Below are 24337 nucleotides of genomic sequence, written 5' to 3' on the forward strand. Positions count from 1 at the left end.
TATTTGTTATTGGTTTAACCACTTTAAGGCGTTAGTTATCATAATTTCAACATTTTGCTTTGGCATAATAGCTAACAGTTCAGTTATTTGTGGGGCAGATTTATTATCTGTAAAAACAACATTTAATGGAATATAGAGATTTCGACCACTTTGGCCAGTTTCTTTTTGTATAGCCAATAGAATGGAGTCATAGTCAATTGGTTCAACAGCATTTTGGATTTCTTTTTGCATAACTAATAAAATTTTATGGACATTATTTTTATCAAATTCTGCTAAGTCTGCATAGGAAAATTTGTGTCTATCTGAATTTTTAATAAAATAAATTTTTTCCATAAAAGTCATTAGTGTTTTTGCTTCAGCACGGTAAAGTTGAATCACTTTTTTTATAAAATCTAGATTCTCTTGCATTTTTAGCTCTTTTAATTTTAATGCTGTATCTGTTTCAGCTACATTTATTAAAGTTACTATTCGATTGGCTAATTCAGCAATTGGAATTTTTTTAATGTATTCACTATTAATCCAGTCTAATTTTTTTTGATCGAAATAAGCAGGGGAAGCAGACATTCGATGAATATCAAAAGCTTCAATTAGCTCATCTCTAGTAAACAACTCTTTTTCGCCAATAGGGGACCAGCCTAAAAAAGCAATGAAATTTACTAATGCTTCGTTTAAATAACCAAATTTTCTGTATTGACTAATAAACTGTAAGGTATTTTTGTCACGCTTGCTTAATTTTTTGTGGGTTTCTAAATTGTAAATTAATGTAATGTGACCAAATAGTGGTTGAGGGATACCTAATGCTTCATAAACAGCAAGTTGTTTCGGCGTATTGGCGATGTGATCGTCGCCACGAAGTACATGACTGATTTTCATTAAGTAGTCGTCAATTACGACTGCAAAATTATAGGTTGCCATCCCGTTACTTTTTTCAATAATAAAGTCTCCGCCAATATTATCAGAGTTAAAAGAAACAGTCCCTTTAATCATATCATCCCAAGAATAGACATGATTTTTAGGCAAGTGAAGACGAACTGTTGGTTTTCTACCTTCAGCTTCGGCTTTTTTTATTTGTTCTTTTGTTGCGCCATACCAACGACCATCGTAGTGGGGAGCAATTTTAGCTGCCATTTGTTGATCATGCAACTCAGTTAGTTCTTCCTCAGTTGCATAATCTTTGTAGGCCAACTCTGCATCTAATAGTTGTTGAACATACTTATGATATAAAGAAACACGCTCTTTTTGATGATAAGGTGCAAATTCTTCTTTTGGTTTATCTGGCCCTTCATCCCAGTAGATACCTAACCAATGGAGATTTTCCATTTGACTTTCTTCACCGTGGGGTACATTTCTTTTTAAATCAGTATCCTCAATTCTTAAAACCCAGGTGCCCTTGTAATGTTTAGCGAATAAATAATTAAAAAGAGCGGACTGGGCATTTCCTAAGTGCAAAAACCCTGTTGGACTTGGTGCGTATCTTACTCGAACTTCTCCGGTTATTTCTATTTTTTCTCTTCTCAAGTCAATCCCTCCAATTTTTACCTCTTATAAAATAAAGAATTTTATTTGTTCTGTGTAGAAAATCAATAGAACCAGCTTCCTTCCGTAAAAAAAATGTAAGAAAAAATTAACAATTAATCGTTTTATTAACTTATTGAATACATGCGCTGATTATAGCATATGGATAAAATAAAACAATGCTCATCAAGTTTTTATCGTTGTTTGATTTAGTTATTTAGAATCGTTTTTTTAATTTGTCTATTTTTTTGATCCGTTAAAAATCCTTCTGAATGATGTTTTTTTATTGATATATAAAGATCTAAGAGTATTTTTCGACTTATTTATTTTCATTTTTCATAGCTGTTAAATCTAGTTAAAAAGAAAATATTCCTTTTTAGAATATTTAATATGAAAAATAATCGTTATACATAGATGTTCAACCATACTAATATAATTAGCGTAGCTAGTATACAGCTCAAATCAGAATTGACTAAATGTAATGTCAATGAAAAAGAAAGGAAGTAAACATATAGTAAGTCGTAATGAAGTCTATTTTGCAAAATAGCACAACTAAAAAGATGCATGAAGAGGAGCAATTTAAGAATGAGTAACGAATCAAATAAAAAAGATAGTCGTAACCAGATTACCTCGCTTCAGTTGTTTTCAATGACAACATCTATGGTTATGACGGTTTATGGTTTTGCTGCTTTTGCGAAACAAGGACCACGTGCTTTTTTCTTTTTATTTTTAGCCGCTGTTTTATGGTTTTTACCTGTGATACTAACTTCAGGAGAAATGGCCTCTATTGATGGATGGAAAAAAGGTGGAATATTTACGTGGGTAAAAGGGACACTGGGAGAAAAAAATGGTTGGCTAGCTTTATTTTATCAATGGATCCATATAACAGTTGGAATTAATACGATGATGTACTTTATTATTGGCTGTTTTAGCGCTTCATTGAATATATCAATTATCAATGATAACCCTATAGTTAAATTTATTTTGATGATGATTATTTTGTGGGGGTTAATTGCTCTACAACAACATGGGACGAGAATTACTGGGAAAATTGCACAATGGTGTTTTACCATTGGAGTGATTCTTCCAATTTTGATTCTGTTAGTTATGTTTATTATTTATTTGATCCAAGGTCATGATCACTATATAACGATTAATTGGCATACAATTATGCCTCATAGCTTAGGTATTCAAACACTAATTGGTTTTGTACCATTTATTCTAGCATTTGCAGGTGCAGAAGGTTCAGCGCCACATGTTAAAAATTTAAAAAATCCAGCATCATATCCCAAAGTAATGCTGTCTTTGGGAATCTGTGCTGTGGTTTCTGATATTGTGGGATCGATGGCAATTGCGATGACCATTCCAAATGAAAAAATCATACTCAGTAACGGGATAGTATATGCATTTGGTGGATTATTAGATTCTATTGCAAGTCATGGGATTATTATTGAAAAACTTTCAGGAATACTTCTTGCAACAGGGGTATTAGGAGAAATTAGCAGCTGGGTAGTAGGCCCGAATACTGGTATGTATGAAGCAGCAAAAGAAGGATTTTTACCAAAACGATTTTCTAAGGTGAATGACTATAATATCCCTACCAATATCATGATTTTACAAGGAGTAATTGTTTCAATAATGGGAGCACTATTAACTTTTGGCGCTGGCGGCTCGAAAGATAACTTATCGTTTAGAACTGCGATGAGTTTGACGGTTGCTATATATACTTTGATGTACATGATGATGTTTATTGGCTATATCGTGCTCCAGACAAAAAAAGATGAAGGATTAATTCCTAGTTATAGTTTCACAAAATCTAAATTTATAAAATATTTAGTTGGCATAGTAGGGTTTTTATTGTCTCTACTTGGGTTTGTTGTCTCGTTCGTTCCTGATAAAACCTTGCCTACAAATGAAAAGCATGCGTATCTTTTAATGTTACTAACTGCTTTTGTAATAGTTCTTATTATTCCATTCTTAATGTACAAAAAAAGAAAGAGTTGGAAGTCAGCATTACAAAATAATGATTCATTATAAGGAGAGAATAGGATGACAACATCAATAGATTATCAAAAATATTTAGAGGCTTCGTTTTTAGGAAGTGAAGGTTCTCAGGAGTTATTACCAAATACTAAATTACCAGAAGGTCCAATGTATGCAAATTTAGCAAGAGATTTAATCAAACATTTTCGCTTGAATGAAGCGAAAGCAAATCAAAATTTAGCCACATTTTGCACAACCCAAATGGAAGAACAGGCCGATGCATTGATTTTAGATAGTTTGAATACAAACGCCATTGATAAATCAGAATATCCAAAAACTGCGGCATTAGAAAATGCTTGTATTAGTATGATTGCTCATTTATGGAATATCGGGGATTCTAAAAAACTAAATAAAGATTTTATTGGTACTTCGACAGTTGGCTCTTCAGAAGGATGTATGTTAGGAGGTTTGGCCCTTTTGAAGTCATGGAAAGAGCGTGCTTCAAAAGTTGGAATAGATGTTTTAGATTTAAAAAATCATCGGCCGAATTTAGTAATTATGTCTGGATACCAAGTTGTCTGGGAAAAATTTTGTGTATATTGGGATGTTGAATTAAGAGCGGTACCTGTCGATAAAAAGCATATGTCTTTGGACACTAGTTCGGTTATGAATCATGTTGATGAGAACACTATCGGAGTCATAGGCATTCACGGAATAACTTATACAGGAGCAGTGGATGATATTGCAACATTAGATAAATTGGTTTCCGAGTACAATAGAACAGCAAAAGTTGAACTACGTATTCATGTTGATGCTGCATTTGGCGGATTGTTTTCTCCTTTTATGGATGGATTTGAACCTTGGGATTTTAGACTGGAAAACGTGGTTTCAATCAATGTTTCGGGACATAAATATGGAATGGTATATCCAGGAATTGGTTGGATTGTTTGGCGGAAAAATAATTACGACATTTTACCTAAAAGTATGCGTTTTGAAGTCGCTTATTTAGGCGATCGAGTGGATTCGATAGCGATTAATTTTTCTCATAGTGGTGCACACATTGTTGCACAGTATTACAACTTTATTCGTTTTGGGTATTATGGTTATAAAAAAATTATGGAAGGTGTTCGAAAAGTATCTTTAGAACTTTCAAACGAAATTTCAAATACAGGATTTTTTGAAATTATAAATGACGGGTCTCAATTACCTATCGTTTGTTTGAAGCTGAGAGAGGATATGGATGTTCCATGGTCTTTATACGATTTAGAGTCAGTGTTGTCTAAACATGGCTGGCAAGTTCCTGCGTATCCATTACCTAAAAATCGAGAAGACACCACGATCAGTCGCATTGTAGTCAGACCATCAATGTCAATGACAGTGTGTGGTGATTTTATTGAAGACTTAAAGTTAAGTATTAAAGAATTGGAAACTTGTACCATAATTAAACCAATGCAATCAATCATTTAACGATTATAGCTAGAGAAATGATTAATAGCCGTTATCTTTCGGAAAATTTATTAATTAGTCTAATTCAGTGGAGGTGCTAAGTGAAAAAAAGAAGTGAAAAGCAGTTGCATATGTTGGATGTCTCTACTATTTTATCTGCTCAGAAAGGGGATGCGGAGTCTATAGCACTGGTTTTAAGTCACTATCAAAATTATATCTGTCGGTTTGCTTTACAGAAGGTTTATGATGAGCAAGGCAGTGTATCTGTTCAGGTAGATGAATTTTTTCGTAGGAGTTTGGAAACCAAATTAATGGAAGCCATTCTGAAATATCAAGTTCCTAATCACTAGATATCAAAGAATAGAATTTTTATGGAAATCGGTGGAGTTATTAAGAAAAATTATGGTGGTCACAACAGAAAAAATTGAACGTGAGAGTTGATAAATTTATCGCAACGCATTAGTCATCGAGAGGTTATTTTAGCAAGAATATATTTGGTAATGACAGCAAAGACATAGCTGATACTAACTAAACAAACACAGGTAGGCACCAATTATAAACAAAAAAAGAGAAAAGAGGAGAGTAAAATGGCCACACGTAAAAATCTAGGAGATCCTTGGGTTTTAGAGGTCCAACAATGGTTAAATAAAACATTTGGAAGCAATCCAAACTATGGTACTGTAGCAGAAACAGGACAAACAGGGTGGGATACAGTCTATGGAATCATTCGAGCAATTCAGTTAGAGCTGAAAGTTACAGATACACCAGTAAATAATTTTGGAGCTGGAACTGCAGCTGCTTGGGATAATCAAGTAACTCCTAACTTAGCTATCGGTTATAAAAATGGAAATATTGTAAAGTTAATTGATGCAGGATTTCGTTGTAAAGGAATGGGTTCTGGAAAATTTGCTGATACTTATTCAAAAGAAAATGTATCAGCTTTAACTGAATTAAAAAAAGCTGCTGGATTTAGCAAACCAGATAGTAAATTCAATTCGATGTGGGCCCGTGCATTATTTGATATGAGTGCCTTTGTATTAGTGCCTGGCGGTGATGAACGAACAAGACAAATGCAACAAGATTTAAATAATAAATATTACCAATGGACAGGGATTTTACCATGTGATGGGATTTATCAGCGTGCAACGAATACAGCCTTGATTTATGGAGTGCAAGTTGAAGAAGGACTAGGGGATATCGCTAACGGTGTGTTTGGTCCTACCACTCAAAAAGACTACGGAGAAATTGCAGGTAATCATCAATTATCCTCTTACCCTGGATTAGTAACATTAATCCAGTATGCATTGTATCAAAATCTAATCAACGTATTACCAAGTAGTGTCCCTTTTTCAGGATCACTAGACGTTGAAACTTCTTTTGCTATTGGATTATTCCAATCATTCTTGCATTTAAAGGATGTCGAAACAGGGTATCCCGATTTATCAACGGTGATGTCATTGTTACTATCTTCAGGAGACCCAAATCGTAGTTTTACCGCGGTGGATACTGCTGCACAGTTGACACCTGCCCAAATTGAAACTTTAAAAAAGGCTGGTATTAAATATGTAGGACGTTATTTAACGGGGACAGTCGGTTCTGAATTTAAACCTAAGTATTTAACAATTGGTGAAGCGAATAATATTATCGGAGCTGGAATGGCCATTATTCCTATTTACCAAGATAATTTTCCGACGGTTGATTATTACACGTATGGACAAGGGGTTTTAGATGCGCGATCAGCTTTTGCAGCAGCAGACAATCTAGGGCTCGCAACGGAGACCATTATTTATTTTGCTGTGGATGTTGATGCGTTAGACTCAGATATTACTACCAATATTATTCCTTATTTTAACGGCCTGTTTGATACGATGAACTATAATAGACGCTACAACATCGGGATTTATGGGACAAGAAATGCGTGCATGCGTGTAGTTGATGCAGGATACGCAGTAGCTAGTTATGTATCCAATATGTCTACCGGTTGGTCAGGTAACTTAGGATTTTCGCAGCCAGCTTCTTGGTCTTTTGATCAGTTTGATGAGCCAGCAGACGGTATTGGCACTGGTGCTGGACTGGTTATGATTGATAAAGTGAATGTATCTGGTACGGACTCAGGTGTGACAGCAGTGTCAAAAAAAGATCCCGCCGTTAGTATGTTGCGAGGATTAGGAATTAAATTAATTAATGACATATTAGATAGTCAACAATTTGAATTTGGCAAAGAATTTGTTATTTTTGAATGGGGTATCTTTAAACTAACGCAAACATTAGCCGCTCAAGCTCAATCGCCAGATGCACAGGCCTTTTCACTTAAATTTAGTATAATGAATGGAAAATTAGATCCAGCCTTTACTGCCAAAATTGAAGATGTTTTGGGGTCTGGAATTACGGCGAAACTTGAAGACGGTGTTTCTGGATTAACAAGTGCCATTGAAACAGGAGATGCTGAATTTAGTGGTGGTTATAAGGATGGTGTCATTTCTGGTTCGATTACCTTTAATATGACAAAAAATACAGTGGACGGTACAGAAATTACAACGTCTGTAAAATATAATCTTGAGATTGACTTAGGCAAAATTGGTAAACCATTCCAAGATGTGCTTGATTGGATTCAAAGTACAGTAGGAAATAGTGTCTTTGGATGGTTTTTATTTGTATTATTCATAATAGTTTGTGCGGGTGCTGTGATGTATGCAGGAACTGCATTAACAAGTTATGAAATTATTACACTAATAGTTTCGGCAGTAACTTTCTTAGCTAGTTCAATTAAATCTTAGTCTGAAATGATACAAAAAGCAGAGAGGTTCATTAACCTCTCTGCTTTTTGTATCATTTAGAAAAAATAATGTATTACAAAAAGCAATCCACATACAAGTAACGAAATACCAAATTTTTTACAAACATTTAATATTTTTTCTTTTTCTCCTTTGTTAATTTGAATCACACCAAGCTTGTTTTTAGATTGTCTTTTCAAATATTGGCGGAGTATTTTATCTTTATTGATATCCATTTTCAAATTAAATAAAACTAAGATACTGAGAATAATGCTTGCGATTCCTATATAAAGCGAAACAAGTCTTTTATTTTCTAGTTTATTTTGATTAATAAACTGTATTAAATTTGGAAAGACTAATCCTAAAAATAAAATAATTACTAAAAATAAACAGAGAGTAACTTTTTTTTGAATCTTAAATATTGGATTTTCACTTTCTAAATAGTTTTGTATCTTTTTGTTATAAATTTTCAATTGTTGTAGAGTTAATGTTGATCGATACTTTTTATTTAATAATAACAATTGTACTAGATACTTCAAAGTAAAAATGATTGAGATAGCTATGATTATGTAATAAAAAAATAGCATGGTGTCATGAAACATAGTAATCACTCCTTAATAATTTTCAATTCAAAGACAGAGGATATTGGAAACATTATTTGTTAAATAAATAGTCTATCTATAATAAACCATATTCCTAGTATATAGCAACCGGCTACACTTTGTAATCTGTTTATAGATTTTTTATTGTCTAGTTTGAATGATATTTAGTTCACTTTCTGAATCGTTTTTAGATATCAATGGGGTAGTAGTGTTTTTTGTCTATCTATGAGACGATTAAAGGTTGTTAAGCCACTTGATAGGATAAACGCGATCCCTAAATAAAGGAAATCAATATTTTGTAGTGGTTGATTATTAAAGAACCTAGGGAGAATTAGTCCTGCAAAGAAAAATATAGTTAAAGTTAGCAAGATGCGTATTCATTGATTCTTTTTAAATACAGGACTAACTGGAAAAGCCCAGTAGAATTTCGACAATTCAATCAAAAAACTGCATAAAAAATAGAGTGGATTTTTCCACTCTATAAAAAGTCTAACTTTTTGGGGTCACTACAGACAGCTAGTTTTTTTCAGTATAGATTTTAAATAAAATTCACACTTATATGACGTATAAGCAATAGAGCTTATACGTTTTTTTCATATCTTTGACTAGTTTTCTTGAAAATAGTTTTTTCTAGTTGTTGTAGATATGAAAAAACATATTTGTAAAGCAGGAGGCATAAAAATGAATGATTCGGTAAAAAATCTTATTCAGTGTACATTTGATAGCTATTGTCGTACGGTTATTAGAAATGAAGCCAGAAATATTCAAAAGCAATATAAAAGGTTCCGAGAAAGACAGTTTCCATTGACGGAGCTCACAGAACGAGAATTTGAGGAGTTGTCTTATATAGATCTAAATATAGGAAATAGTGAGGTGTTTTTGACTAATGGAATGAAAATTTTAGTAGCGAATCCTGAATTAGCAGAGGCAATCAACAAATTGCCTGATGAACTAAAGCGTATAGTTCTATTATTTTATTATGCTGGTTTCAATGATCGAGAAATAGGTGAACCTATGGGGCTAAGTGCGGGGAGTATCTGGTATCAACGTCAGAAAGCTGTCAAACAATTGAAATGCAGTTTAGAGAAAATTATATATGAAAAGTAATTAGTGTAATGAACTGAATATTTCCGTGTATCTTCATTAACATAATAAGAATTATGGAAAAAGTTGCCTAGACTGTAGTTGGGTAAGTTTATAATTCTTATAAGAGTAATTGAGCAGAATTAATGATGATAAGTTTCTTATCATATGGCATTAAATTTTTATAAGTTTACTATTGCATTGATTAAGTCTGTTGTGAAATTGTTTAAAAATAAAAAAGAAATAATTATCTACTTTAGCGAAAAAATGGTTATTTCTTAAAATAATCTATATTCGCTATTATTTTAAAATGTTCTACACCAGAGAGTTGTATTAGCGCACAGCTCTCTTTTCATATATAAATATCATATATTACAAAAAAGCTATTAAACTATTAGAAGGGACAGTAGTATTTTTTATACAAATTTTTTTGACAAAATTTATTTTTTTGGAAATCGTTGGAATTTCTACTAGTTTTGATATAAACAAAATTTGGCGCGGAAATTGCATATATAAAAGTGTTAATAAGGAGGGGAGAAAAAGTGAACAATATTGCAATCCATGGTGAATTGTCACAAAGCTTAAAGCAAACAGTTGAAATGATTTTAGGTGCAACAAGTAATATCTATGCATTGTCAGCATATAGCAATGAAGACGAACCAATTGAATTCTTTAGTTAAAAAATTGTGAACGAAATTGTAATAAAATATTAAGTTAAACATTCATAAGCAATTATAAATGAAGAATAGCGACCTATTTTTACTTAATATGTTAAAATGTTAGGTTTACTGATAACTTAATATGTGATATAGTGTTTTTGTAATATAGACTATACAGTTGATGAATAAAGACACAAGGAGAGGATTCAGTGAAAAACATTGTATTAATTAATCACAGCGGACTGGCAGTAGGAACTAAAGATAACGTAGAAATAATCATTGGTAAACAAGAGAATTTTTATGCATTTTGATTAAGACCAAATGAAGATAATCTCTAAAATTTAAAGAAGAAGTACCCGAGACAATGAAACTCTGTAACAGATTGACTATTATTGTTGGTTTTTTATGTGGAATTCTACGTAGCAACAAAGAACCAGTTAAATAAAAATGGAGTTGAAGTTATTGATAGAATGATTTTGTGTCTAGTGACTGAAGCAGTAGTTAATCCACAAACATCTATAAAATAGTTAATTAATCTTTCAAAAAAAGATTACATCGATGCATAAGTAGGGGAGAACAAAGCCGATTGGAAATTATAGATCGGATAAAGAGTGAGGACTAAGTATTTATAGTAAGTACACAGGAAATAAAATACAGTCAATCCACTAAGTGATAAACACTTAATGTATTGATAAATTGCAAATATTTAGACAATTAATCTAAGCAATCAATAATAGTCTTAGTTAATGGTAAAGCTGTTATCAAGCATTTATAAAAGCCATTGATACGAATGGCACCTACTTATTCAATAAGATTATTTGTTTTGGCAATTAAAATCTTGAAAAAAATATTAGTTCTGGAAAATATAGAAATTAACTGATATTTTTATCAACTAGAATCTATAAGCTATTTGCTTAAAGTAGCCAATGTTGAAAATATGAGTTATTAAAAAGGGGGTAGAGAAGATTACCAAGAGTATTCAGATTTTATCTGAAGAAGCTATTTTTAAATCATAGAATTTAAAGACGTTTATGTAAGCGCTTAAAAACGGTAACTAAGTAATTGATTTATAAGGAAACTAATCAATTTTATTTATAAGCTTGGAGGAAAGATAATGGAATTAACTATTTATCAAGTAATGTTACTTACGGTATATTCATTTATTGCAATCAATGATTCACTTATCACTAATACTTTAACTCAGCCAGTAGTATCAGGTTTTGTAGCCGGTTTGATTATGGGAGATATGAAAGTAGGTTTAACAGTCGGCGCCACTCTACAGCTAATGCGCTTAGGTATTGCAGCATTCGGTGGAGCAAGCATTCCGGATTACTTTTCTGGTGCGTTGCTAGGAACTGTTTTTGCAGTATTATCAGGTCAAGGAGCAAAATTTGGAGTAGGATTAGCTGTTCCAGTATCATTATTAATGTTACAGCTGGATGTTGTAGCTCGTTTTTGTAATGTATTTCTATTGCATAGAATCGATAAAGCAATTGATAATTTAGAAGATCAAAAAATAAGTCCTCTTGTTTTATCTGGTTCTATGCTATGGGGATTAAGTAGAGCAATTCCTGTTTTAATTATGCTACTTGCCGGATCCGCGACAATCCAATCAATTACAACTAGCATGCCAGACTGGCTTATGGGTGGATTAAAAACAGCAGGAGGAGTACTTCCTGTAGTTGGTATAGGTGTGTTATTGCGATATTTACCTGTGAAAAAGTTTGTTCCATTTTTAATTTTAGGCTTCGTTTTATCTTCTTATTTAAAATTACCAATATTAGGAGTTTTTTTATTAGGACTAGTAATTGCTATGCTATTTTATAAAATGAATTCTACAAAAAAAGAAGAAGCCACTACAAAAGAACATGTGCTTTTAGAAGGGGGATATGATGGCGATGAGTGAAAGTAAAAAAATATTAACAGAAAAAGATTTAAATAAAATGAGCTGGCGATTTATCTTAGGAAGTCAGTTAAATTGGAATTATGAACGAATGATGAGTTCGGGTTACCTGTTTGGGATGCTACCAGGACTAAAGAAGCTATATAAAGACAATCCAGAAGAATATAAAGATATGTTACACACTCACAACCAATTTTTTAATACAAATGGTATTTTTGGAAATCTAATTATGGGTATTGATTTAGCTATTGAAGAAGCAGATGGGTACAAAGCAAAAGAAACAATAGTAGCATTAAAAACGGCTTTAATGGGTTCATTCGCGGGAATTGGAGATTCATTGTTTCATGTTATTTGGGGAACGGTGTTTGGATCGTTAGCTGCAACATTAGCAATGAATGGTAGTCCAATAGGTATATTTATTTGGGTTATTGCTAATTTAGTATTAGTTTTTTTTCAATCACGTTTACTTCACTTAGGTTATAAACAAGGAGTGAAACTAGTAACTGTTATGAAGGATAAATTGAATGCGTTTACAGATGCAGCGCTAATTTTAGGAATAACAGTTATTGGTGCATTAGCTCCTACAATAGTTCGAACGACTGTGCCCTTTGTTTATAAACATAATGGTGTAAAGCTTGTCATTCAAGACACTTTAGATATGATTTTGCCTAATTTAGTTCCTGTATTGTTAGTAGGGCTTGCTTACTGGTTGTTAGGACGAAAAAAAATGAATTCTACGCGTGTGATTGTATTTTTTTTAATCTTATCAATTGTTCTATATAATTTGAAAATCTTGGGATAATCATAAACTTAGTTAAATGAAGCGAGGGTAGTGTAATAATGAAAAATTTTATAAAAAATAGTAAGTCGTTATTTAAAATTATAGGCGGAAATATCTTATTAGGAATAGCTTATTCAAAATGGATGAAACCGCGAGGAATAATTAATGGCGGAGTGACAAGCCTTGCGATGATTGTTAACAAGATAACAGATGTTAATATTTTATATTTAACGTCTGGAATAACGATACTTCTACTTTTTGCTTCATTTTTCTTTTTAGGAAGGCAAAATCTTATTCGTTCTATTGTAAGTAGTGTGTGCTATAATATTTTTTTTAGTTTTTTTTATACATTACCAATTAGAATAGAAATAAATTTGCCAGTTGATTTTATACTTGCAACTATTTTTATTGCAGTAGGATACTATTGTTGTCTTTCGGAAAATTCGTCAACTGTTGGAATGGATGTAATTGCGCTAGTTATCCATAAAAAAAATCCTAAAATAGCCATAGCTAAAGCTATTCGACTTTTAAATTACACTGTATTAGCTTTCGGCTTGCTTACTTATGGATTAATTTCAGTTGTAATCGGTATTATTTTTAGCTATTTTCAATCACTATTATTACATTATTTATTAAAGCAGAAAGAAAATAAAGATTTAAACAAAAAAGAAAGAGGTGATAGTAATGTCAGGTAAATTAGAAGGTTTCTTTTTAATTTCTGATAGTCATGTAGGCAATTCAGCAGTGGGAATGGAAGATCTTGCTATTGCTTTGAAAAACATGAAAAAAATAAATAAAAAAGCAAATCTTTTTCATTTAGGGGATCTAACAAATTATGGGGATTCAATCTATACAAAAAGTTGTTTAACTGAAATTTCAAATTTTTTTCCTGAAGCAATAATTACTTTAGGAAACCATGATGTCAGAGGAAGAAAAAATGGGCTTGCTGAGAATGTTGATAATGATGGTTGGATAGATTTTTGGAAAGTATTTTGGGATTCAAAAAAAGATACTTTAAATGATCCACGGTTCAATTCATTCAATCAAGTAAAAAGTATATTTTCTTCATTTAACAAAAAAAATTTTGGAGAGTATGAATACGATAATTGTTTAATTTTTTCTTTATGTACGGAAAGACCTTTAAAGGATAGCTGTTATTTAACAAGAAAACAATTGAACTCATTAGAAAAAACAATTGAAAAATCAAAGAAAGAAAAGAAAATAGTATTTATTCTGTCGCATCAGGCATTAAATAATACTCATTCTGGAAGCAATGATTTTCGTGGTTTTGGTCCACAGAATAGTCAAGTTGAGGCAATATTAAATAAAGCTAAAAACATTGTTTTTTTTAGTGGCCATATACACAATGGAATAGGATGTAATCAGATTATTAAGAAAAAATTTGGGTTTTTAGTAGATACACCTTCTTTCAGCTACCCTGAGAACGGTTTAATTGAGAAAGGAATAGGGTATTATATTACTTTAGAAAAAAACAAGATCAGAATAGAGCCTTACTTTTTAGGAAATATTGTAAACGAAACTTATAAAAAACTAGAAAAATATACAATAAGTATTACTTTATAGTCTGAAGAAGTATGTCAAGATAAATATGTAGCTTTCAAATTCAAACAATTTTTGTAATATCTTTTGCTATAGTTTTGTAATTTGTAAACATATTGATTCTATAAAAGTGGACTGTTAACAAAAACAAATGTATTGATCAAAAAAATTTAGACTTTTTATAGAGTGGAACAATCCACTCTATTTTTTATGCAGTTTTTTGTGTGAAACGTCGAAATTTTACTGGGCTTTTCCAATTAAGTATTCTTTGATTCTATAATGATTGTAATAATAAATATTGTTCGTATTGGTTTGTCGAAACTCATTTCGGCTTTGATAAACTTTTACACAATATACTTCTTATTTAGAATACTGAAGAAATTTCCCATAGAAGAATTATCTAACCATGCTCCTTTCCTAGCCATAGTTTGAAAGATACGGTCATACTTTAATATTTGGACCTAGTTGCCCGTTTAGTACGCCCAGACTTGATCAAAGTGTAAGGAGAACGAATTTTTATTAATACGGGTTAAAAAGCAATCAATTTACGCATAGAGAAGAAGATAATTCAACATTGATATATAGATTTTCTAGATAAGAAAATTGATATTAAGTGTGGTTTACCTATAAAACGAATCATATAAAGTTGTTTTTAAATAATATATATTTGAGCTGGTAAAGTAAAACAACAGAAGTGTCTGATTTGCTTGTAGCTATAGCTAGAAAATCCAATACAGATACCTCAGGCTTAAAAAATACAAATATAAAAACTGATAGTCATCGAGCTATTGTTGTAGATAAAATTTTTAAATATATATTTTTAAAATTATTAATAGGATATACCGCCATTGTGGTTTACTTTTCATATAGTAGGACGTTCCTCGATGGCGCTAGCAACTGCTTCAGATCAGGTGCAAAATTTCTTTCTAGGTGGAATGGCCGGTACGGTTACATTGAATTTTTTAATCAGTTTTATGTCCTATGCTCTAATTAAGCTAGAAATATGATAACTGGTTGTCATTTATGAGTAGATTTAATATGAAAACATTAAGTAAACATGGATAATACAAAAATCCGTATTATTTACAAGGCTCTGCTACAGTGTTTCTCTTTTTTGCATCTTGGGGAATTTAGTGGAGTTTTTACCAAGTTTGATTAACCTCTGATACTGGTTTAAGGATTATCTAGGATTCGAGTAAGTAAAATTTTTTTTATTAATTTGATACTAAGTGTACTACTTATGTTTATATATGTCATAGTGCAAGATAAACTTTTTATTAAACGAAGTTTACTCATATTCAGTGCAGTAATTGTCTCTCTCATTTGCCCCTTTTTCATCTTATTGTAACATGGATTGGAGCTCCTGTTTTATCGACAGTTTATTTATCTGCAGTAGGTATTTTAGAAGATACAGCAGAAAGATTCTCTAGAGTAATTGGTTTTTCTTGCGGTTACTCAAGAGCTTGGGAGTCTTTTGGATACGCATTATCAATATTATTAGCTAGTTTTTTATTTGTAAAAAATCCTAATCTTAACTTTTGGGACTGGAGTATGGTCGGTGTCATTCTTTTATTGAATAGAAACCCAAAGAAGAACGTGAAGCAGTATTAGCGATAGAGGAACTAATACATGAAAAGTTGACAAGTTATTTTCTAACTTGTATTCTGTATATGTTAATTGAATAGATTTCTTCGGGGCAGGGTGTAATTCCCGACCGACGGTGACGAGTAATTACTTGAAGTCCGTGACCCGCATTTTTGCGGTTGATCCAGTGAAACTCTGGAACCGACAGTTAAAGTCTGGATGGGAGAAGAAGAACTTAGTGGATATGATAGGAGGAGTGTGTCTTCTATTGTCATGTCTTCTTTAAGTCTGATTTTTTTACCAGCCCTGCGTGTATACGTAGGGCTGTTTTGTTTGGAAAGGAGGAATTTTCTTGCATGAAGCGTTTATGGAACTGGCGATTAAGGAAGCGAAAATGGGAGAGGGGAGAACCTTTACTAATCCTTTAGTTGGTGCAGTAATTGTCAGTGGAAATGAAATTATCTCAAAAGGTGCACACCTGAAATATGGCCAAGCACATGCTGAAATAAATGCAATTAATGCATGTAAGTCTCCCGAAAAACTACTCAATTCAACAATTTATGTAACCTTGGAACCTTGTGCTCATTATGGAAAGCAGCCACCCTGTACGCAGGCAATCATTGATTCAGGAATAAAATGTGTCGTAATCGGGCAGCTTGATCCTAATCCGCTGGTTTCAGGAAAAGGGGTGGATAAGTTAAGAGAGCAAGGTGTTCATGTAATAATAGGTATACTTGAAAACGAGGCACGAGACTTAAATATACATTATAACCACTTTTTTGAGAAGCAACGTCCGTTTGTTTCTTTAAAGCAGGCAATGTCATTAGATGGAAAAATTTCTTTAAGGCAAAAACGAACAAATCTTACTCAAAAGCAGGCATTTGAAAGAGTTCATGAAGAAAGAGGAGATTATCAAGCAATTTTGGTAGGAAGTGAAACGATTTTAATTGATGATCCGCTACTTTTAACAACAAGAAAATCTCAATTTCCACCTGTTCGTATCGTATTGGATAGAAGAGGAAGAATTTTGGCTAATTCTAAGTTAAGTATTTTTAAAGAATTTAGTGTCCCAGTATTGATTTTTACTGAAAAAGCTGGACATGCAAATCAATTACCAAAGCATGTAGAGGTTCTCTCTTTAACCTCCGTTACGATTCAGAATGTTCTAAATGAACTATACAAAAGGAATATTCACTCTGTTTATGTTGAGGGGGGCTCAGTCATTCATGATGCTTTTTTAGCCAGTGATTACTGGGACGAGATAATTTGTTACGTAGCACCATTACTTCTTGGTGGAAATAGTCTTCCAAGTATGTCGAGTAATCGAGTAAGCAATTCCGGAACCCCATTGAAATTTGTGAATATCGAAAAATTAGGCAGTGATCTTAAGATTGTTGGAAGGAGAGCGTAATATGTTTACAGGTTTGATTCTAGAAAAAGGGAAAATTCTTCGAATAAAGTATATGGGTCAAACAATTAAGCTGACTTGTCAAGCTTCTCGACAGTTGCTTGAAGATTATCAGATTGGTGACAGCATGGCGATCAATGGCGTTTGTTTGACTGCGGTTGAAAAAGCGAATCAACAGTTTACAGTGGATATTATGCCGGAAACCTTTCAGCGAACAACATTTTCACGATTGAAAATAAATGATGAGGTGAATTTGGAACGGGCGCTGCCTTATAATGGACGATTGGAAGGACATTTAGTCGCAGGGCATGTAGATGGTGTTACTCGTCTTAGAGAAAAAATAGTGCAGGAAAATGCCCTTGTTTTGACCTTTGATTTACCTAAAGAATTTCAGGGCGAAATTATTTCTCAAGGTTCTATCGCAATCAACGGAGTCAGTTTAACAGTCACACAAGTAGTTGCCACAAATTTTTCCATTAGCCTGATCCCTCATTCAAGGAAGCAGACAAATTTAGGCGAGTTAATGCGTGGAGAGTATGTGAATTTTGAAACAGATATGCTCGGGAAATATGTAAAAGCACAATTAAGTATATCTAAGTCAATAGAATGGAAGGAGCTGAATTAGTTGAGTAGAAAAAATATTCAGGAAGCAATTGAATTTTTAAGAAAAGGCAAGTTGATTGTGGTAGCAGATGATGATGATCGAGAAGCAGAAGGTGATTTGGTTGGTGTAGCAAATTTAGTTTCACCTGAAAGTGTCAACTTTATGGTTACATTTGCGCGAGGCTTGATTTGTACTCCTGTTTCAAAACAAATAGCTAATCGTTTGAAACTTAGAGAAATGGTAAAAGAGAATACTGACAGCTTCGGAACCGCATTTACCGTTAGTGTAGATCACCAAGAGACATCAACGGGGATTTCAGCTTATGATCGAGCAAAAACGATTGAAATTTTGGCAAAAAATGAGAGTGTTTCGGAAGAATTTCATCGTCCCGGACACATTTTTCCACTAATTGGTAAAGAAGGCGGTGTTTTGGAACGAAGAGGGCATACGGAAGCAGCCATCGATTTAGCGAAACTTACAAATCAAAGTGAAGTAGCCTATATTTGTGAAATTTTAAATGAGGATGGAACAATGGCAAGAAGACCGCAATTAAAACAATTTGCCCAAAAACATAAGCTGCCTTTTATCACAGTGGAAGAATTAGTAAACTACCTAAACGCAGAAGAACCGGTAACAGTGAGCCTTCCTACTGCATTTGGCGAATTTGACCTGACTCTTTTTGAAGACCAACAAGCTAAGGAACATTTGCTATTATCAAAAGGAGAGATTCGACAGTCTAAAGAGCCGTTGCTAGTTCGTGTGCATTCTGAATGTCTGACAGGTGATATTTTTGGCTCGCATCGTTGTGACTGTGGCGAACAATTGCATGAAGCAATGCGAATGATTGAGAAAAAGGGAAGAGGAGCCATTTTATATCTTCGTCAAGAAGGTCGTGGGATTGGTTTGAAAAATAAATTACATGCATATCAACTACAGGAACAAGGTATGGATACGTTTGATGCAAATTTGGCGCTTGGTTTTAAACCAGATGAAAGAGATTATCAGTTTGCAGCAGAAATACTGGATGCTTTGGGTGTAGAAAAAATTGACTTAATCACGAATAATCCTGAAAAAATAGAGCAATTAGAAGCTCTTGGAATAAATATCAATAAACGGATACCTCTGGAAATTCCAGCAGTGAAAGAGAATGAAAACTATTTAAAAACAAAAAAACAAAAATTTCATCATTTACTAACTATTTAAGAGAGGAAGAAACATATGGCAACGTTTGAAGGACAGCTTAATGGAAAAGATATGAAAGTGGGAATTGTAGTTGCACGATTCAATGAATTTATTAACGCAAAGCTATTGAGTGGAGCAATGGATAATCTAACTCGTCATGGTGTACTAGAAGAAAATGTTGATATTTATTGGGTGCCCGGTGCATTTGAAATTCCTTTTATAACCCAAAAACTAGTTAAAAGTAAAAAGTATGATGGCTTAATTACCTTAGGAACCATCATCAGAGGAGCAACGACACACTATGAATTGGTAAGCAATGAAGTCGCAAAAGGAGTGGCTCATATTGGTCTGGAATCAAAAATTCCTGTAATGTTTGGTGTGTTAACAACTGAATCCATTGAACAGGCGATTGAGCGATCTGGGACAAAGGCAGGAAATAAGGGAGCAGACGTTGCTCAAGGGTTGATTGAAATGATTTCTTTGAATAAAATAATAGTAGGATTGAGATGAAAAAATTACAGCAGTCATACTTCATTTCAAATGGCACAGCTTTCCAAAATTTGATTTACTAATTTGGACGTTTTTTTAAGTTAGCTTAATTTTGGCAGAGTTTTTGTACTAAGAAAAATCTAATTAATATGTAAAAATGAAAACAACTCAAAATAATTGAGTGGGTTTTGTTTAGCTTAAGGGATAAGCAAACAAAGTAGAAAGTGTCCAGAAAAAGGAATAGTTCTGGGCACTCTTTTTTGTATAAAATTTATACGGAAGTAATTTTATATCGTGTACACAAGTCTGTAACAAAATCTATGTTCAGATAAAAATAGGGAGTCAATGAATTTTAGAACCTTTAATTTTAGGTGTCAGAAACTTTTATCTTATTGAAACGAAATTTAATCCTAAAATAGCAACACTCGCGATATTACAACAATCGCAAGTGTTAAGGATATACCTAAAACAAACCGGGTTAATAGTCAAATGTATCTGTCAAAAATAACTGAACAGAGTACAAAACTATGGATACTTTTGTTTGTTATTCTAGTAATTTTCTTTGTTTTAAGTACGGTTCTTAATGCGAAAGTATCTCCTGTTAAAAGCTTTTTATACGCAGTATTATTTCTATTTTTAGGCTCTATTTTGAGTTACGGGGTCTTTTTAATCTTTCCGGAAAAACTTCTGTTAATTTCGCCTAGATACGGCTATGGATTTAGTTTTTTTGTAGTTTCAATTATCATGCTTACTTTGGCAAATACTTCTAAAAACGTGCTAGGATATGTGTCAAAAACAGTGGTTTGTCTTTTCTGTGGTTACCTTTTATCTTTTACATTTGTTTATGCTAGCGCGTTAAGTCACCAAAAGGAATCTTTTGAACGACAAAGTATGATATTAACCGATGATTTAAAAGACCTAGTGAACCGTGACACGGTGACCGTGCATAGTACGTCTTTATTTAAGGATTCGCCAGTATTTGTCAATAGTTCGAAGAATTATCCTATATTAAAAGAACTGGTTCCACCAAATGAAGCCCTTTATTGGCCAAATCAGTTTTTATTTAGAACGTACACTGGTTTAAACGTGAACATGGAGATCTTTGATATTAACGCGTTGAATAAAGAAGAAAGTGAGTTAATGAAATCTAATTATTACCATGACATTTATGTAAAAGATTCAGAAGTATTTGTTCATGTTAAATAATCTTGAAACAAAAGTAATATCAAGGCAATTGAAAGGCCGGGGTAGATACTGTAAAATAAAAATAGCTATTTCAGATTTAACTATTTTCTTACAGACTGAATGAATTGATCGTTCAGTTCTATGAGTATTTGTTAGAAATGAAAGGCTAAAATAAGTTATAACCTTAGAGACTGTCTCCCCCCAAGAGACAGTCTTTATTATACATTTAACTCAGTTTTCTGTTTAAATTGAAGATGCAAAGGAAAAACTGGATAAATAATTCCGTAAAAGACAGACCTATATAGTCTGTCTTTTTATACATTCTAAAAGATTTTACTTAATGGCTTTTTGCAAGACCAGAAAATTAAATACAGAAATTATATGTGATAACCAAGAGAAAATGTATTTATTTAAAAACAAAGAAGGGTCTATATCTCTAGCAACCGAAAACCACGTTGGAAATGTTTCAGAAGATCAATTAGATGTTATGATGGAGAATTTACAAAATAACTAACATATCAATATCAAATAATTTTCTACTTTTTTTGTCACAAAAAAGATTATTCAACAACATATATTGATGTATACGAAAAAAGCCGCGACAAAAAATATGAGGTGAAGTTTATGAATTACAGTTAAAAAGCAATCGATCTTTGTAAAAAGTACTCAAAAAATGGTGATTCAATTTGCCTTGTAAGATAGCTTCAAACATGGTGCCAAAAATGTCTTTCAAAGCATTTTGCATATCTTCTACACTTTCAGGCTGATAGGTATCAATAATGGATTAGGATAACTCCACAGATTTTTTGTCTCGTTTTTGTTTAGCCATAGTGTAATCATTCCTCGTCTAATTTTATCCAATTTTGGATCAAAACAAAAAAACTGTGAAGCTGCTTTATCTAGAATTAGCAACTTACACAGTTTTTTTACACTCCCATTTATCATTAACAATATACAGATTTTATGAACTCTTTTTAAATTTATCTTTTACTATCTGAAAAATAAAAAAAGTTAAAAATAAAGAAAAAATACCGCTTATAGTGGTTATTATGAAACTATCTATAGATAAATATTTATACAGTAACTCATTAACTAAATCACCTATAAAGAAACCTATAAAAAAAGCTAATACTTTTTCAATGTATGAAGAGTCGATCCACCATTTGTTAATAATAGTTAATATCATTAGTATTTATTCCAGCCTTTTTTAATTCCTTTACCAATTTGATCAGTATGTTCAAAAGCTTGTTTTGCTAAATAGATTCCTAGAGGTGCTAAAAATACCGCTGGTCCAATTCCTCCAACTACTTGCTTTAGTTCTTTTTCATTTAATGTTTTCACTTTTTTATTATTCATGTTTTGCCTCCTCATATTTTAAATACAATAAACCGATTATGTTTATCCTCTGATAGCAGCTCCTATACCATAACCAATACAGGCGCCACCCATGCTACTAACACCACCGCGTTTCGCGCATTTACCTGCGGCTCCAATTCCAACTCCTACTCTTTCCCAAAATCCGTCATTAGAACCCCCAACAGCTTTCTTCATTTCTTTTTCATTCAATACTTTGTATTTTTCCATTTAATGTTTCTCCTACTTGTTTTTACACTATGAATTCAAATTCATAGCGATTATTTTTTATCAATAAAACTCTTGTGAGTCTATCAACAAACTATATGAAAAGGTCTTCAAAAGTCAACCCCTTATAGTCTTATAGTAAGATAAAAAATTTGCGACAGAGTCAACGAGAAGTTTGTTTATCAGGATACACGGATTGGGGTGAATACACCTCCAAGAACGCCACCTAGAACTGCTCCTTTAACTCCACCCAATTTAGAACCCCATTTCACACCATTTTTGACGTTATTTAAAAATTCATTGGGTTTAATCCCTCCACCAGTAATTTGTTGTAAAAGAATTAAAAAATTCTTCGTTTCCACAAGAAGAAGAGCTGACAGAGAAGATTGCTTTACAAGCCCAACTGAATGCAGAAATTGAACAATCCTTAGCTAAAGACGGTACCAATCATGAACGAAAACCAGTGATTGAAGCAACTGAAGGAGTAGAATTTTCTGTATAAAAAAACACAAGTAGCTGTACCTACCCCCGAAAGTTAGATCAAAAATCTAACTTTTGGAGGCCGGTATTTTTATGGCTAACTATAATTTTGAAGTCAAAATGGCAGTCGTTCAAGTTTACCTTGATGGGAAAGGAGGATAAGCTTACCTAGCCAAAAAGCATTCAATCAAGAACAAAGAACAAGTGTTACAATGGGTCAATTCTTACCGTGATTTTGGAGAAGAAGGATTGCTTAGAAAACGAGAAAATCAGAAATATTCTGTTCATTTCAAGTTAAATGCGATAGAGTTATATCAAACAAGCGAGTTGTCCTATCGTGAAGTTGCCAGTAGTCTGGGAATGAACAATCCTTCCTTGATTGCCAACTGGATGCGAAACTTTCAAGCAGAAGGCATTGATGGGCTCTCAAAAACGAAAGGACGTCCCTCTACCTTGACTAAGAAAAAAGAAGTGAAAAAGAAAAAAATGAGTCAAGAATCATCAGAAGAACGCGACCGTATCAAGGAACTGGAAAAACAAGTCCGTTCTCTTCAAATTGAAAATGCCTTTTTAAAAGAATTGAGGAAGCTGCGAAAACAGGAAGCCCAACAAAGTCGAAGGAATCAATCGCTCGAATCATCGCAAGCCTCCGAGGATCATTCAAATTAGTTGAGCTTCTTCAGACACTAAACTTCCCTAAAGCAACCTTTATGTACTGGCAAAAACGATTTAACAGAACAATCCAGACCAAGAAATAGAAACAGAAATGAGTCGTATTCGTGAAAAGCATAAAGATTATGGCTGTTTGCGAATGACAAGTGAGTTAAAAAATAGAGGATTTCATGTGAACAAAAAGAAAGTTCAACGGTTGATTCGTAAACTGGGGATTGAAGTCCGCTCTTATACTCGAAAATCCCGACGTTATAGTTCCTATCGTGGTCAACTTGGTACGGTTATAAGGAATCGACTTCGTCGTCGTTTCTATACGAATATTTGTCATCAAAAAATTACGACAGACACCACAGAATTCAAGTATTTTGAATTAGATACCAAAGGTATCATTCATCAGAAAAAGCTTTATTTAGATCCATTTATGGATATGTATAATAGTGAGATTCTGTCCTATCGAATCTCAGAAAAACCAAACGCATTGGCTTGTAATGGCTGGGTTGGAAGAAGCGCTCCAGATTACAATGGATTGCCCTTATCGTCGGACCTTTCATTCAGATCAGGGGTGGGCTTATCAAATGAGAGCTTACAGAAATAAACTGAAGAGACATAAAATATTTCAAAGCATGTCTCGAAAGGGGAATTGTTTGGATAACTCTTTGATGGAGAATTTCTTCAGTTTACTAAAACAAGAAATGTTTCATGGAGAAATCTATCACAGCTTTGATGAGCTGAAACAAGCCATTGAAAACTATATCCAGTATTATAATCATGAACGAACGAAAAGGAAATTAAATAATCAAAGTCCAGTGGTGTTTCGAGAAGCAGCACAAAGGTGAATGTAACAAC

Annotated in this window: 20 protein-coding genes, 2 pseudogenes and 1 riboswitch; of the genes and pseudogenes, 18 read left to right on the forward strand and 4 right to left on the reverse strand. The window is 32.9% G+C overall.

The annotated features are described in order from the left end of the window. Positions 1-6: 6 nt before the first annotated feature. A complete protein-coding gene (gene gltX, locus IGI87_RS04505) occupies positions 7-1518 on the reverse strand; it encodes a glutamate--tRNA ligase (RefSeq protein WP_438736332.1) in 1512 nt (503 codons plus the stop codon). Between the two features lie 582 nt (positions 1519-2100). On the opposite strand from gltX, the gene IGI87_RS04510 reads away from it, so the two are divergent. From IGI87_RS04510 to IGI87_RS04525, 4 genes are all read left to right on the forward strand, one after another. Next, complete coding sequence (locus tag IGI87_RS04510; protein ID WP_438736333.1) at positions 2101-3552, forward strand: amino acid permease; 1452 nt, start codon at positions 2101-2103, stop codon at positions 3550-3552. 12 nt (positions 3553-3564) lie between these two features. Continuing rightward, the gene (locus IGI87_RS04515; protein ID WP_438736334.1) at positions 3565-4965 is read left to right on the forward strand and encodes a glutamate decarboxylase; all 1401 of its coding nucleotides are present in this window, start codon (positions 3565-3567) and stop codon (positions 4963-4965) included. An 80-nt stretch (positions 4966-5045) separates the two neighbouring features. Then, positions 5046-5294 (forward strand): helix-turn-helix domain-containing protein, encoded by a 249-nt coding sequence (locus IGI87_RS04520; protein ID WP_202563074.1) that lies wholly within the window; start codon positions 5046-5048, stop codon positions 5292-5294. 237 nt (positions 5295-5531) lie between these two features. Beyond that, positions 5532-7721: a glycoside hydrolase domain-containing protein gene (locus IGI87_RS04525; RefSeq protein WP_438736335.1), complete on the forward strand. Its 2190-nt coding sequence runs from the start codon at positions 5532-5534 to the stop codon at positions 7719-7721. Between the two features lie 56 nt (positions 7722-7777). Here IGI87_RS04525 and IGI87_RS04530 read toward each other — a convergent pair whose 3' ends face one another. Further along, positions 7778-8320: a hypothetical protein gene (locus IGI87_RS04530; RefSeq protein ID WP_438736336.1), complete on the reverse strand. Its 543-nt coding sequence runs from the start codon at positions 8318-8320 to the stop codon at positions 7778-7780. Positions 8321-9001: 681 nt separating this feature from the next. On the opposite strand from IGI87_RS04530, the gene IGI87_RS04535 reads away from it, so the two are divergent. The 13 genes and pseudogenes from IGI87_RS04535 (at position 9002) to IGI87_RS04595 (ending at position 20779) form a co-directional block, all read left to right on the forward strand. Then, positions 9002-9427, forward strand: coding sequence for an RNA polymerase sigma factor (locus IGI87_RS04535; RefSeq protein ID WP_438736337.1), 426 nt, complete (start codon positions 9002-9004; stop codon positions 9425-9427). Positions 9428-9945: 518 nt separating this feature from the next. Further along, positions 9946-10071: pseudogene (locus tag IGI87_RS04540) on the forward strand (PTS sugar transporter subunit IIA); the annotation flags it as partial. A 1105-nt stretch (positions 10072-11176) separates the two neighbouring features. Then, on the forward strand, positions 11177-11968 hold the full coding sequence (locus IGI87_RS04545) for a PTS mannose/fructose/sorbose/N-acetylgalactosamine transporter subunit IIC (RefSeq protein ID WP_438736338.1): 792 nt from the start codon (positions 11177-11179) through the stop codon (positions 11966-11968). Beyond that, the gene (locus IGI87_RS04550; RefSeq protein WP_438736339.1) at positions 11952-12767 is read left to right on the forward strand and encodes a PTS system mannose/fructose/sorbose family transporter subunit IID; all 816 of its coding nucleotides are present in this window, start codon (positions 11952-11954) and stop codon (positions 12765-12767) included. Before IGI87_RS04545 ends, IGI87_RS04550 begins: the two co-directional genes overlap by 17 nt. A 38-nt stretch (positions 12768-12805) precedes the next feature. Beyond that, positions 12806-13441 carry a YitT family protein gene (locus IGI87_RS04555; protein WP_438736340.1) on the forward strand — a complete coding sequence of 212 codons (636 nt, stop codon included), beginning with the start codon at positions 12806-12808 and terminating at the stop codon, positions 13439-13441. Further along, positions 13431-14330 (forward strand): metallophosphoesterase family protein, encoded by a 900-nt coding sequence (locus IGI87_RS04560; protein ID WP_174126173.1) that lies wholly within the window; start codon positions 13431-13433, stop codon positions 14328-14330. The genes IGI87_RS04555 and IGI87_RS04560 overlap by 11 nt, the downstream gene beginning before the upstream one ends. 824 nt (positions 14331-15154) lie before the next feature. Continuing rightward, complete coding sequence (locus IGI87_RS04565) at positions 15155-15313, forward strand: hypothetical protein (protein ID WP_368754231.1); 159 nt, start codon at positions 15155-15157, stop codon at positions 15311-15313. A gap of 316 nt (positions 15314-15629) precedes the next feature. Next, a complete protein-coding gene (locus tag IGI87_RS04570) occupies positions 15630-15917 on the forward strand; it encodes an MFS transporter (RefSeq protein WP_438736341.1) in 288 nt (95 codons plus the stop codon). Between the two features lie 72 nt (positions 15918-15989). Further along, positions 15990-16125: riboswitch (FMN riboswitch) on the forward strand. 117 nt (positions 16126-16242) lie between these two features. Beyond that, a complete protein-coding gene (gene ribD / locus IGI87_RS04575; RefSeq protein WP_407057405.1) occupies positions 16243-17301 on the forward strand; it encodes a bifunctional diaminohydroxyphosphoribosylaminopyrimidine deaminase/5-amino-6-(5-phosphoribosylamino)uracil reductase RibD in 1059 nt (352 codons plus the stop codon). A gap of 1 nt (position 17302) precedes the next feature. After that, positions 17303-17923, forward strand: a complete 621-nt coding sequence (locus IGI87_RS04580) for a riboflavin synthase (RefSeq protein ID WP_202563076.1) — start codon at positions 17303-17305, stop codon at positions 17921-17923. Further along, the gene (gene ribA / locus IGI87_RS04585) at positions 17924-19105 is read left to right on the forward strand and encodes a GTP cyclohydrolase II (protein ID WP_438736342.1); all 1182 of its coding nucleotides are present in this window, start codon (positions 17924-17926) and stop codon (positions 19103-19105) included. Between the two features lie 15 nt (positions 19106-19120). Next, positions 19121-19594: a 6,7-dimethyl-8-ribityllumazine synthase gene (gene ribH, locus IGI87_RS04590; protein WP_202563079.1), complete on the forward strand. Its 474-nt coding sequence runs from the start codon at positions 19121-19123 to the stop codon at positions 19592-19594. A 468-nt stretch (positions 19595-20062) separates the two neighbouring features. Further along, the gene (locus tag IGI87_RS04595; RefSeq protein WP_438736343.1) at positions 20063-20779 is read left to right on the forward strand and encodes a DUF6056 family protein; all 717 of its coding nucleotides are present in this window, start codon (positions 20063-20065) and stop codon (positions 20777-20779) included. Positions 20780-21943: 1164 nt separating this feature from the next. Here the strand turns inward: IGI87_RS04595 and IGI87_RS04600 are convergent. Both IGI87_RS04600 and IGI87_RS04605 read right to left on the reverse strand, forming a co-directional pair. Further along, on the reverse strand, positions 21944-22114 hold the full coding sequence (locus tag IGI87_RS04600) for a class IIb bacteriocin, lactobin A/cerein 7B family (protein WP_202584280.1): 171 nt from the start codon (positions 22112-22114) through the stop codon (positions 21944-21946). 42 nt (positions 22115-22156) lie between these two features. After that, positions 22157-22342, reverse strand: coding sequence for an enterocin 1071A family bacteriocin (locus IGI87_RS04605; RefSeq protein WP_252671233.1), 186 nt, complete (start codon positions 22340-22342; stop codon positions 22157-22159). A 570-nt stretch (positions 22343-22912) separates the two neighbouring features. On the opposite strand from IGI87_RS04605, the pseudogene IGI87_RS04610 reads away from it, so the two are divergent. Beyond that, positions 22913-24327, forward strand: a pseudogene (locus tag IGI87_RS04610) (IS3 family transposase). Positions 24328-24337: the final 10 nt, after the last annotated feature.

The sequence above is a fragment of the Enterococcus sp. DIV1444a genome, assembly GCF_051712125.1.
In the GTDB taxonomy this organism is placed as follows: Bacteria; Bacillota; Bacilli; order Lactobacillales; family Enterococcaceae; genus Enterococcus; species Enterococcus faecalis.